The sequence below is a fragment of the Dellaglioa sp. CoH-56-MRSF-12 genome, assembly GCF_056782075.1.
On sequence record NZ_JBXAYD010000009.1, the window covers coordinates 1 to 12,100 of the forward strand.

A 12,100-nucleotide genomic window follows, 5' to 3' on the forward strand; every position below is an offset into this window, starting at 1 on the left:
AGATAGTTGATACCTAATAAATCTCCAACGCGTGCCATGATTTTATAAAACTGCTTCTCAGTGATATGACGATCTGGATGGGCCGTTGAGGGAAATAACCAATCAGAATTGATATTTTCTTGGACTAGCCAATCATGATACTGCAGTAAGTCTTGTTTAACTGGCTTTAAATATAACGTGTTTGCTTTACCGGTCTTTTTATCATGAATAAAGGCCGTGTGTTTAACAGAACCGTCTGGATTATAGACATCTGATTTTTTTAAGGTCATGACATCACTCACCCGCAGTAGGGTGGCTTTACCAACTTGAAAGATGGTGTAGTTACGCCGACCCGCCCGAAAACTATCTAGTAAAGTATCTTGTACCATCTTTAAGACGTTGGAATCTTTGATGGGTAGTACGATTTGTTGCACCATGTTTTACCTATTCCTCACTTTACTTAATAAAATTTCTTTATCCTTAGGATCATTTAAAGCGTGAATCTTTGCATGACAATTAGGACAGACGGCAATACAATTTTCAATTGTATCTTCTCCACCATCTGATAAATAATTTATATGATGGGCATGCAAAAATGGCTGATTATATTTATCTAAAAATGGGGCTAATTGTTCACAAAGAGAACAATATCCATTAGCAATGCGTTTAACGTAGTTAGCAATGTAAGGACTCCTCTCAAAGGAAATAGTATTCACAAATCTTGAACTAGCCTTGTCATTAGGATTATTTTTATGGAATTCATGGTTGGAACGACTAATTTCTTGGGCCATTTCAGCTAATTTTGATTGTGGCAATTTTTGCAAATGTTTATCTTGCTGAATTGTATGACTCTGGATAATGGATAGTGGTAATTCCCCATTGCCGTTCTTTATCGTAAGAGGGAATTTATAAACTAATCTGTAATTATGATTAGCATCTAACTCACTCGCTTTGTACGGATTATTTGACAAATAAACTATTCCTCTGTAAATATATTCACGGCTAACAAATGACTCAAACAGATGGATCGTGATGTTATCTTGATTAGCTTCAACTATTTTCTTATTGTTTCTGGTTAACTCTTGGTCACCTTCTTTTCCTTGACCCGTATAATGCAACGTGTCTTTTTCCCAAGAATCTTGATAAGGCACATCTTTCTGATTAGCACTCTGATGAAAAGAAAATATAACTAGACTCCGTGTTTTAGTTGAAAATCTGACACCACCAGAATTAGATACCCTGAAGATCTCCATTATTTGGGCATTACTATATACATCACCAGTTATTAAAAGATTATTTTTGTCCATACTTTTGCATCCTTTTTTGGGGTTATTATAACATTAAAATAAAAAGAAGCCCCTGTTATCTAGTGATTAGATAACAGGGGCTGTTTTAATAGGTTTTCATAGGGTCGATTATATAATTATAGACCCTGAGTTAAGGAATGTACTGATGTTTTCTAGTATAGTCCCTAGTTTGATAATATTTATTGTATTTTTCTGTATTTAGTTATTCGATGATATCGAGGCTAATATGTCAGTCTTCCAAGCAGCCATTGGTTGGTATATCAATTTTTATAATCGAAATCGTATCTCAAATATTGCCTAAGTAACTGAATAAAAATAGTCCAATTTATTGACTTCTGAGCAATATTACCATCCTTGAAGTATAGAGGATCCTTATGGACAACTAACATTGGGACACCTATAGTACCGACGAGAGGAACCTATGAAATGTTACACAAAAGCTATAAGACAACTGATTGAGTTGATTATACCAACGTGCATAAAAACATTGTTGCGACAAAATAATATGTTGCTTGCTAATGTAGGGTTGGTTAGTCTTATAGACTTTTATTATCTGTAAACCCTTGTCCCTCAACGGTTTACAGATAAGGCTTAGTCTAAAATTGCTCTTTTTTTAAACATTAAACTTTTCTATTAACTTAATAATAATAACCACGGGCGAACTTAACCGTTGTGTTGACGGGTGCTTATCACGTAGCTTTCATATTTAACGATCAACAAAGTATTTTTTGATGCACAAAATAACTTTTATACTTCTTATCAGTGGTTCAGGCAAAAAAGAGTAAGAATTATTTAAATTCTTACTCTCGCTACATCTCCTTTTTGAGTTTAATATATTGCCAACACCGATAATACAATAGATGTTTTCTGAATAACCTATATCAACTTTTTATATTTTGGCTAAGTTTACTTTCACGTTTTAATATCTTACGATCATTTAAGACCAAATAAATTGTTAGAATAAATATTAACCCTAAGGCAATAAAAATAACAGAAGAGTTAGCTTGCCATCCGAATTTATCAACCAGTATACCAATCAAGGCAGTTGCTCCAACCTCTCCTAATACGTATTGGAAAAAGCCAATGAAGCCCGTCGAGAGACCAACAGCAAATTTAGGAACTGCTTCATTGATCATTAATCCGATAAGTGTTGCAGGTGCATAAATCAAAGTTCCCATAAAGAACAAATCAATAGTTATGAGGGTTTGATTTGTGCTAAAGAAATAAATAAGTAATGAGGCAGTTAATCCAAATAAACACCATAGACAAACTAACGCACGCTGCCCTTTTAGCTTATCCGATAAAATCCCCATTATAATAACACCTGGTACGGCAGCAATTTCAAAAATTCCTACTAACCATTTAGAGAAAGACGGGGTAAATCCTTTGGTAGGTAGATAACTAGGGATCCAACTCATGATTCCATAGCGAATGATATAAATCGCCATTGAAGTTACGGCCACAGCCCAAACAATTTTATTCGAAACGATATGCTTTATAAATACTTGCATAATAGAAAGATCAGTATTGTCATTGTTATCAATCTGGCCTTCACCTGTCACCTCTACTGTATCATCATATTTTGAAACAGGGGGTAGTCCTTCAGCAATAGGGCTTTCAGAATTAATGACCAGCATTAGTGTTGCAATCGTGACAGAAACGACTGATGCGGTTAAAAAAATAGCAGCAATTGAATTACTAAATAAAAATGCAGCCAACTCTACAGTCAGCACACACAAAAATGCACCGGCATTATGAGCAGAAGACCAAATAGCATAAGCCGTCCCACGCTTTTTCTTAGAAAACCACAAACTAATTTCACGCTGACATGCTGGGGCTCCCATAGCTTGAGCAGAAGCCATTAATAACATAAGCGCAATAATAACATAAAAATTATGAGTGAAAGCAAGGCCGGCATTAAAAAAAGCAGATAGATACAGACCTAATACCAAAAAGTATTTGGTATTCGCTTTATCAGATAAAGCACCCATAAATAATTTAGAAATCCCATAACCAATTCCAAAAGTTGAGAGAATAAGGCCAACTTGACTAATTGAAAAACCATATTCTTTCATAATTGAATGTTGTTCCGTCGTAAAAACCAATCGAATAATATAATAGGCAACATAAGAAAAACTGGTTGCAACTAGAACCCCTAACTGTTTCCGTCTAAAAGTACTATCAATTTCTTCAACTGGTACTTTAACATTAGAATTAGTTGAAGCTAATAACCATTTAAACATAATATAAATCCCCTCTCTGCATTTTAAACATAATATAAATTCCCTCTCTGCATTTTAAACATAATATAAATTCCCTCTCTGCATTTTATGAAATCGCTTACAACAACGATATAATATCACAAATAAATCACATTTACCACATAAACATTCATAATTTGAACAATTAATTCACTTTTATCAAAAACGTAACAAACATAATTTTAGACTTCAAAATTTTCTTCAGTGATTAAAATTATTGGGTCAATTAATGCTTATGTTTTAAATTTTGCTTTCAACATCTCCAATTTGAATTCTAATATTCAATCGCATAAAATTTTTTTTCCTTAGTTCTATTTTGATTTTTTCATACTCGGATAATTTTCGAAATACCGTTTTTGATATAGAATAAGTGTCCTACCTAATCAAATATTGAGTAGATGAATTGGACAAATTATAATAATAACCACGTGCAAACTTTCTGTTTTCGTGGTGGTTGATTGTCGCGCAGTTTACACTTTGGGTGACATCCTTGCCGTCATCATCACGCCAACCAAAGGCAAAATCACGGTTATAAGAGTGGCTATTCTTTGGTCGTGCAAAATAGTGCGCTGAATTTTGCGACAAGACAAACTGCACTTGCACAAAAGAAAAGAGTCCCGTGTACATGCCGTCACCGTCATACTTTTGGAATTGCTCAAATGCATTCCATTGGTTTTGTAAGGACTCATCTTTTTCTTCAATGTGGGCTACAGGTAACCCATTAATCAGTAGCAAGATATCAATCCGCCGCTTAGAGCTTAGACTAGTCGCTAAATCTGTGAACGTAATTTGGTTAACGACTTCATAACGTGAATGTCCACCAGCCACTTCATCACCATAGAATATTTCAAGTTCTAGCTGCGTCCCATCATCACGATTCAACGGTACGGTCCCAACACCACCCGCACCCGCCAACATGAGTTGCGCATCATACGGCGTTTTATTCTTCGTTAGTTCCAACTTCACTTGTTCAAACTCATTATCAGATAACAGAGTATCTTCTAGTCGTTTGCGATTGTTGGCATTCAGAATATCTCGCCAGTGATCATATAACCGATCAACTGTTACACCAGAATAATCTGTGAAATATTCTCAACCTTCACTCTTTAGCTTATCAATTACAGCTTGTTCAAATTTATCTTCCGCCATTTAACTAGTCTTCTTTTCTTTTTTAGTTGTAACTATTTACCAAAACGCCACCACTTTTTAGGTTTAGGTTGTGACTCCGGGGTGCTATTTTCAGGTTCCGGTTGTTTGTCTGACGTCACTTCTTTTTCACCATCATCATGCGGTGCCATCGTTAAGGCTTTCAAGTCCTTAATTTCTGCCTTGTATTCTTCGAGCAGTTGTTTGTCCTGTAAGGCTAGCCGTTGTTGCTGATCTAATAAATTTTGCATTTGTGATATTTGTGAATCTTTATTTTCTATTTGCTTATCTTTAACAGCTAATTGTTGTTCTAATATTTTAAATACATAGCTATTATCCGTTGTTTGCTTATTATCACTGGTAACATTAGTATTACCAACGTTACCACCAACGTTGCTACCTACTTTTTCACTGCCGTTACTACTAGAAAAATGCTGTTTTAAAAGCCTATAACCACTAACCGTTACTACTAATGTTTCTACTCCGTTACTATATACGGTTTCTACGTAGTTTGCTCTAAATTCATCGGTTAATCTTTTCCTAACTGCTTGCTTAGATACCTTGAATTCATCAGCAAGTTCTCGAATTGTTTTTAAATTGTCACTCATGATCTATATCCTGCCTTTTAACGATTGGTAGATACTGTTCAATCGATTTTTTAAGATACTTAGCAATATTCTTTTTAGAATAGTCATCTTGTTTATCTCGGATATATGCTAAGTGCTCTTTGACACCGTTTAAACCACGTAACTCTTTTAATTCGTCATAACGTGGATAAACATTTTTCTGTAACCCTGACAAAATAGACGTATCCGTTAAATCAATATATGACAACAAAAACTGCTCCATAAGTAACTTTGTATATGGACTTTTTATAGCCTTAACAGTCAACATGTCTTCTGTTTCTTCTTGGCGAATCTTGCCCTCAATATAAACAGGATCATCCTGTTTATAACTACTATCAGCTGCAACTTGTTTTTTAGTAATGTGAAAGACAATACTATCAATGCTGCGTCCTTTTTTGACTTTTTCGTATGTAACTTGAAGCGAAGTATGCTCTGTTATTTCGTCCAAAGGATTTTTCAATATCCATTTATCAAAATTTCTAAAATCCTGATACTCATCTATTGTATCCGTCATTTCTCGTAAGTCTCGTATACTCATTTCAGGGTTACGGTAACTTTGAACTTGCTCTTCTCTTCTGCCGCCTTTAACACTGTAGTGCTCATACTGGTTGTAATTCATTGATAGCCAACGATACAAAACAATCGCATACTTGCTATTCAATTCAGAAATTTCTGACAAAGCATGTTGCGTAAAATTTGTTTTGAGATTAATTAAATAGGGCATGATTTCGGGACTAAATCGAATTAATACCTCATCATGATAATCCGTCCATTCTACATAAGGAATTGGCACAATGCTCACAAACTTAAACCCTTTATCTTGCTCTTTTTTAATCTGAAAAAAAGCTTGTTTCTGCATTTTTTCAATCGCTTCTTTAAAGCGACTATGCTTATCGTTATCATCAACCTTAAAGAAAGCAAATAACTCTTGCTTTGATAAATAAACCGTCTGATCCTCTGGTGGATTATCTGTATCAATTAAAGACACCGCTAGTTCAAACATTTTAAGTGGTGTTTTGTCCATTTTGGCGATGGATGTAATCAAACTATTATGTTCAACGACTTTTCTTTTTGATAATTCATTCAAGGTCTGTACCTGCCTTGTCTTTGATTCTTCTGGTATAATGGTCATATAAATACACTCCTTTGGGTGTGTTGTTGGATAAGCATAAAGAAAAACTTTTTGTCGGGGATTTCTTTATGCTTTTTATTATATCATTTATAGTGTAGTTTTTTTAAAAAAACTACACGTATGCACAGTTTTTTCTACACGTATGCACAGTTTTTTCTACACGTATGCACAGTTTTTTCTACACGTATCTAGCTTTAAAGCACTGATAAACCTCACTTTATACCCGCGCAAAAGAACAAAAGATTAAAATATAAAAGATAAACTTATAATAGGCTGCGCCTTTTTATTGAACCCATAAAAAAACAAAACAAAAAGAACACCGTTGTACATAATGTTTGTCCAGAGTGTTCTTTTTGTTTTGAATTATTTTAAATGATGGATTACTGGTTATGTAACCTAATTGCCACTTATTAAGCCAATAGCGACGTTTTAATCTATTTAATGATTATTTCTACGTCACATGGCTAAAAACGCTTAGAACGGCAAATAAACCGGTTTAGCGTTAGAGGCTAGGTCCTTTAAAAAGATCACGCGTTAATTCAATGATTCGATTAATTAATGCTTTAACTTGTTCAATACCGCGATCTAATCTAGTTGGCGCTATTTTCGTATCTGGATCTGCTCTAGCTGTCGTCAGTGTTTTTAACCAGGCCTGGGCTACTTTTTTATTTTGAGTGAGTTCTTCATGATCCAGCTTATAAAGAACATACCGGGCCTCCACATCCGTATGGGATAGTTGGTCGACACCATAATCATTTTTAAGCATGTCTCGCATGGCATAATCCAGCTGTTGCTGGTCTCGCTGCCGCTTCTGAAGCGCTTGATGCGTTTCTTTCAGGTTTTGATAATCAGATTGGATGTCAGCTAATTGCACTTTGACTTGTCCTAACGTTTGCTTGAGTTCTTCTGTCTCATGCTGGCTTTGTAAGGTGGCTTTCTTCATCGTGGCTAACACGTTTTTAAAGCGATCTAAGTCATCTGGTTTAAGCACCGTCTTACCAAAGAGGTTTTTAGATAAGGCTTGTTTAAAATCATCAATTTGTTTTTCGGCTAAGTCAACTTCCGTTAAGGCTTGATCCGTGATTTTAAGTACGGCCTGTTTAGCCCTAATATTGTCTTCAACGTCAGCTAGTTCGTTTTTTAAGGCGTTAAACTGATCGTTGTATTTTTTGATTTCAGCGACATTCTCAAACGGTAAGGTTTTGTTATTTAAAATCCCTTGTTCATAAAAGGGCAGCACCTTTTTTAAATGCTGATCTAAATCATCATGAAAGGTTTGCAGATCATGTCGCGTTAGGACTTCTTTAGCGGATACTTTATAACGCGCTTTTTTATCATCAAAAACCACTGGTACAAAGGCATAGTGCAAGTGAGGGGTTGTCTCGTCATAATGTACGACAGCGGCCACGGCATTTTCTTGGCCATAACGGTCATTAAGAAAATTGGTGGTTGCTTCAAAAAAGGCGCTCTGTTGCTCGTAGGGCGCTTCTGCGAGTTCTTCAGGTAAAGTGACAATCCAAGTCGCTAACGCCTTCACATCGTCTCTTTTCATGCAATAAACGTCATTTAAACGCGCGTTGAAGCGTGAAAGCATATCTGAACCATCTGCCATGAGATCTTGATTCAGATAGGATTTCGACACATCAATTTCTTTGTTAGTGTGATGGTCGGTTTTACGTTCAAAATGAACGGCTAAGCCGGGAACTGAACCACGCGTATTTTTCTTTAAATGCGCCATCAAAATTGCCTCCTCAAAAAAGATTTTCCAAGACCAGTATAACACCGTTAAAAATCTGGTATAGCCTGTTATACCAAAATAATATTTTGGACAGGCTCTGCGAGGCGCGTCATCGACAAGCGATGACAGTAGCGTTTCCCCTTCCTGCTGGGGAAACTACTATTTTTCAGCGCCTATCATCCGGCTAGAAAAACCTCCGGCGGGTCACGCCGTGACAGGGCAATTTATCATTGCAGGATCACTTTCAGTGAGAGCATGTCATGCAGAACGCTGCCCGCGTGGGGCAAGCTGCTGTCAGCTTAACCACATTAAAATAATCGGTAAACGTAAGTGTATAATAACAAAAAAATTGTAGTGGACTATCGCAATTAATAGGTGTTATACAATAAAAGCAAACAAAAAGGCACCCTTAAGGTGCCCACATTATTTTAACGATCATTAAGATCATCAAAATAACGTTTGATTGCGAACGTCACAACAGCAACACAGATTGCGTTAAACAATTGTGTAAGTTCTTGAAAAAAGTAAAACATGGAGTCTAAACCTCCTTGCCGTTGCAGTATAGTAGGAAACAACAGCTTTTTAAGTATATCATGTTTTGAAATACCAATAATATAATGTTATAATGTTAATAGAAGAAAGTACATGGAGACTAACCTCTCTAGTAAAAAGGGCTAGTGCGTAGGAACACCAGCTCTTTTTGTTTGTCTTTTTTGAAGCAAGTTTCCTTTCAGGGCAAGACAGTGTATAATTATAAACAATAACTGCCATGAAACAGCTCTGCTGTTTCAAAGGCTTGGGCCAGTACGCTGGTCAAGCCTGGTGGCCCACTTTAAAATACAGTGACGCTGATAGTATGATGGCTAGACTGTTATTTTTGACAATTAAAGACGATTCAAAAAATTAACCAAGCCCCCAAATTACTAATAGGGGGGGTAAAATTGCAAATAAACCGATAGGTAACCCCTCCTCAACGCTTGGGGGAGTAAGTTTAAGTCGACATTTCTATTATGGGGCAAAAAGGTAATAAACGCCCCTTTGATGAGATTTATCTAATAAAATCAAGAAAGGAGCTGTTATGACGTACAATGCAATTAAGGGTCGCTTTACGCGCGTAGCCCCTGATAAAACGATTTTGTATGGCGACAAGTCTTATACGTTTGCCTTAACACCGGAACAAAGTGACCAGATTGACCAGGCTGTTTATGCGGTTGTCCTGGCCAAAAATTACAAAACGACCTCATTTTCAATTGATGAGAAGTTAACCTTGTCTGACGAAGAAGTCGCCCAACACAAGTTGGTGGTCCGTTTACGCCTCCGCAAAAAGCACAAACAGCCCTCTCATAAACCGCTCACGGACTAAAATTTCACAAATAACAAAAGGCTAGTTGTGGGGATTATGAGAGCTAGACCAATTATTTTTAGCTCAATTCACAAGACGTGATCACAGAAAAAGCGCCAAACCCTGTTTATTTCAGGTTTGGCGCTTTTTAGTTTAGATAAGCGACATTAAGTAAACCAAACATTGGTCGGCGGATGTCAAGTTGAAAACCACATGTTTAATATTTTAGTAAACTACTGGTTACATGTATGTAAAATTAACGAAGATTATTTTTTAATCAGAGCACAACTTTTTTTAGAATATCATGATTTGGTTTAAAAGTAAATCGGACGTACACGTTTTTGGAACGTCTACGCAAAGGCTTTTAGCAATCAAATTACTCACTATTATATCAAATATTTCAATTAATTAACCCGTTTTCAAATATTTATATTCTAAGCATAATAAAAAGACACACCAGGTGCCTTTTGTTTATTATAATATTTATACAGCTAGTCGTTTTTTATTTTGGTTTAATGACCAGGACCATACAAGTTTAAAACGACAACTCCTGACAAAATTAATACAATTCCTAAGACGCTGCTCAGATTAATAGATTCTTTCCAAACGACTACTGCCAAAACAGTTGTCAATACAATTCCTAAGCCAGCCCATAAAGCGTAAGCAACATTCAAGTTTATAGTTTTCATAGCTAATGCTAAAAAATAAAAACTTGCACCGTATGAAACTAAAGACCCCACAGTTTCCCAAAGCGAACTGAATCCGTTTGAAGCTTTTAACAAATTCGTTCCCAAGAGTTCACCTAGAATCGCGAGCCCCAAAAATATATATCCCATTAAATTACACCTACCTTTTTTTTATAACGAAAAAAAACGACAAAAATGAAAAAATTCATTAGTCGGCGTTTTTTAGCTAGCCACAACCCAGCTATTCATATATTTTTTATTATACAATTTACTCCGCTTAATTGCAATGTCGTTTTTAATTATTCTCGAATTCTTGTTTTTTAACTTCAAGCATACGTTGTTTACGCTTTTCATAAGCTCTACGGTAACGTTGCATGGCTTTATATTCCTGCTCAAAGACTACCATAGGTCGTTTACCGTCAAGTGCCTGTCTCAATGGCATAGCATTCATTTTTGAAGCTACTTCATCTAATTGTCGTTGTTTCACATCTTTAAATGACGTGCCTTTAGGGTACCAATCACGTAGCTTACGGTTTCTGTTTTCATTTGAACCACGTTGTTGTGGTGATGACGGTGTGGCATAGTATAGCTTAATTTTAAGCTCTTTTTGAACATATTCTAAAAAGTCCCATGAGATAAATTCAGAACCATTGTCGGCTGTTATAGTACGCACAGCTTTGCCATAACGCTCATAAAACAACCTAAATGCATTGAAACACTTGACTTCTGGTAGAAAAAGGACAAGATATTATCTTGTCCTTTGATTTTAATTGCCTTTAATAACGCTTCTAAGGCATTTTTGACATTTTACTAGTCTTTGTACTTTGTTGCTTTTAAAGTTTCTCTGTGGCTCTTATATGAGCTAATTTAGCCATTTTAACTTAATGATTGCAGGTATTCGCTGTACCACACTTCAAAAGTATTTCTCATTGCGCCAAAAATGTAATTTTCAGGATTAACTTTTTGTTTTTTATCCTGTTTATTTCTAATAGCGTTAAATGTTCTTCTCAATGAAACTGTGATGTCATGTTGCAAATCCTCGTAGTTATCTAAAAAGATAGTTGTTGGTTTTCCTGTTTGTTGAGTAATAAATGTTTCACTTGCCTTTTTAGCATTAAAAATAATCCCAATCATTTTTTCCATTTTCTTTGGATCATTTGCAGACCATAAACTGATTAACTTTATGGTTTCAGCTTCTAAAGGAATTTTACCTGAATTTCCGTTTGATACTAGAAATTCGCTTGCATTAGCTACAATGTCTTGATTTTGTTTTTGTAGAACATTTTGAGAGAAATTAGTTGATGAAAAATCAAGCATGCTTGTATCTTTATTAGTATCTTTATTAGTATCTAAGTTAGTCTTATATAGATTGTGTCCGATTTCGTGATGTCCGCTTGTATCAAGGGTTTCAGCCATTTCTTGTCGGCGTCCGATTTCGTGATGTCCGCTTGTATCAAGGGTTTCAGCTGTTTTATTATTTTCTTGTCGGCGTCCGATTTCGTGATGTCCGCTTGTATCAAGGGTTTCAGCCGTTTTATTAGCAAAATCCCGTTTAATATACACGTCTTTTGCTGTAACTTCTAAATCAGCAAGGTAAAGTCTGCGTTTAATTACAGTTGTATTCAATTAGTCTAACCAAAATCAATTTGATCTAACATGGTTTCCCGACTCGCTTGGTCTAAGCCAAGGTAAGTTAACGTCATAGCTTCACTAGAATGATTCAGTAAGTGCATGACTAAGCCAATGTTGTAATTTGACTGTGTATAGACACGGTAAGCGCCGGTTTTACGCATGGTATGTGTGCCGAGATAGTTGATACCTAATAAATCTCCAACGCGTGCCATGATTTTATAAAACTGCTTCTCAGTGATATGACGATCTGG

The 12,100-nt window shown here is 35.8% G+C and carries 10 protein-coding genes and 2 pseudogenes; 1 reads left to right on the forward strand and 11 read right to left on the reverse strand.

Features of this window, described 5'->3' with window-relative positions; all coding sequences use genetic code 11:
• From AC1RPY_RS07485 to mobV, 7 genes and pseudogenes are all read right to left on the reverse strand, one after another.
• A partial coding sequence (locus AC1RPY_RS07485; protein WP_481763080.1) for a tyrosine-type recombinase/integrase occupies positions 1-416 on the reverse strand: 416 nt, incomplete at its 3' end.
• 3 nt (positions 417-419) lie between these two features.
• Entirely contained in the window at positions 420-1,286 is an 867-nt protein-coding gene (locus AC1RPY_RS07490) for an HNH endonuclease (protein ID WP_150289734.1), read from the reverse strand.
• 881 nt (positions 1,287-2,167) lie between these two features.
• Positions 2,168-3,529, reverse strand: a complete 1,362-nt coding sequence (locus AC1RPY_RS07495) for an MFS transporter (protein WP_481762195.1) — start codon at positions 3,527-3,529, stop codon at positions 2,168-2,170.
• Between the two features lie 489 nt (positions 3,530-4,018).
• Positions 4,019-4,696: pseudogene (locus AC1RPY_RS07500) on the reverse strand (type I restriction endonuclease); the annotation flags it as partial.
• A gap of 32 nt (positions 4,697-4,728) precedes the next feature.
• Positions 4,729-5,301: a DNA-binding protein gene (locus AC1RPY_RS07505; protein WP_481762198.1), complete on the reverse strand. Its 573-nt coding sequence runs from the start codon at positions 5,299-5,301 to the stop codon at positions 4,729-4,731.
• Complete coding sequence (locus AC1RPY_RS07510) at positions 5,294-6,451, reverse strand: RepB family plasmid replication initiator protein (RefSeq protein WP_481762197.1); 1,158 nt, start codon at positions 6,449-6,451, stop codon at positions 5,294-5,296. Before AC1RPY_RS07510 ends, AC1RPY_RS07505 begins: the two co-directional genes overlap by 8 nt.
• A gap of 502 nt (positions 6,452-6,953) precedes the next feature.
• Positions 6,954-8,189, reverse strand: coding sequence for a MobV family relaxase (mobV, locus tag AC1RPY_RS07515; RefSeq protein WP_481762196.1), 1,236 nt, complete (start codon positions 8,187-8,189; stop codon positions 6,954-6,956).
• Positions 8,190-9,267: 1,078 nt separating this feature from the next.
• Between mobV and AC1RPY_RS07520 the strand changes: the two genes are divergently transcribed.
• The gene (locus AC1RPY_RS07520; RefSeq protein ID WP_224138772.1) at positions 9,268-9,552 is read left to right on the forward strand and encodes a hypothetical protein; all 285 of its coding nucleotides are present in this window, start codon (positions 9,268-9,270) and stop codon (positions 9,550-9,552) included.
• Between the two features lie 491 nt (positions 9,553-10,043).
• Here AC1RPY_RS07520 and AC1RPY_RS07525 read toward each other — a convergent pair whose 3' ends face one another.
• The 4 genes and pseudogenes from AC1RPY_RS07525 to AC1RPY_RS07540 all read right to left on the reverse strand — a co-directional run.
• Positions 10,044-10,367: a DMT family transporter gene (locus tag AC1RPY_RS07525; protein WP_014386287.1), complete on the reverse strand. Its 324-nt coding sequence runs from the start codon at positions 10,365-10,367 to the stop codon at positions 10,044-10,046.
• Between the two features lie 145 nt (positions 10,368-10,512).
• A pseudogene (locus AC1RPY_RS07530) lies at positions 10,513-10,926 on the reverse strand (IS30 family transposase); the annotation flags it as partial.
• Positions 10,927-11,093: 167 nt separating this feature from the next.
• Entirely contained in the window at positions 11,094-11,843 is a 750-nt protein-coding gene (locus AC1RPY_RS07535) for a plasmid replication initiation protein (protein ID WP_224148372.1), read from the reverse strand.
• A 5-nt stretch (positions 11,844-11,848) separates the two neighbouring features.
• A partial coding sequence (locus tag AC1RPY_RS07540; RefSeq protein WP_481763081.1) for a tyrosine-type recombinase/integrase occupies positions 11,849-12,100 on the reverse strand: 252 nt, incomplete at its 5' end.

Coding starts and splice junctions, on each gene's coding strand:
- AC1RPY_RS07490 (WP_150289734.1), bottom strand. CDS start 1,286: ATGGACAAAAATAATCTTTTAATAACTGGTGATGTATATAGTAATGCC.
- AC1RPY_RS07495 (WP_481762195.1), bottom strand. CDS start 3,529: ATGTTTAAATGGTTATTAGCTTCAACTAATTCTAATGTTAAAGTACCA.
- AC1RPY_RS07505 (WP_481762198.1), bottom strand. CDS start 5,301: ATGAGTGACAATTTAAAAACAATTCGAGAACTTGCTGATGAATTCAAG.
- AC1RPY_RS07510 (WP_481762197.1), bottom strand. CDS start 6,451: ATGACCATTATACCAGAAGAATCAAAGACAAGGCAGGTACAGACCTTG.
- mobV (WP_481762196.1), bottom strand. CDS start 8,189: ATGGCGCATTTAAAGAAAAATACGCGTGGTTCAGTTCCCGGCTTAGCC.
- AC1RPY_RS07520 (WP_224138772.1), top strand. CDS start 9,268: ATGACGTACAATGCAATTAAGGGTCGCTTTACGCGCGTAGCCCCTGAT.
- AC1RPY_RS07525 (WP_014386287.1), bottom strand. CDS start 10,367: ATGGGATATATATTTTTGGGGCTCGCGATTCTAGGTGAACTCTTGGGA.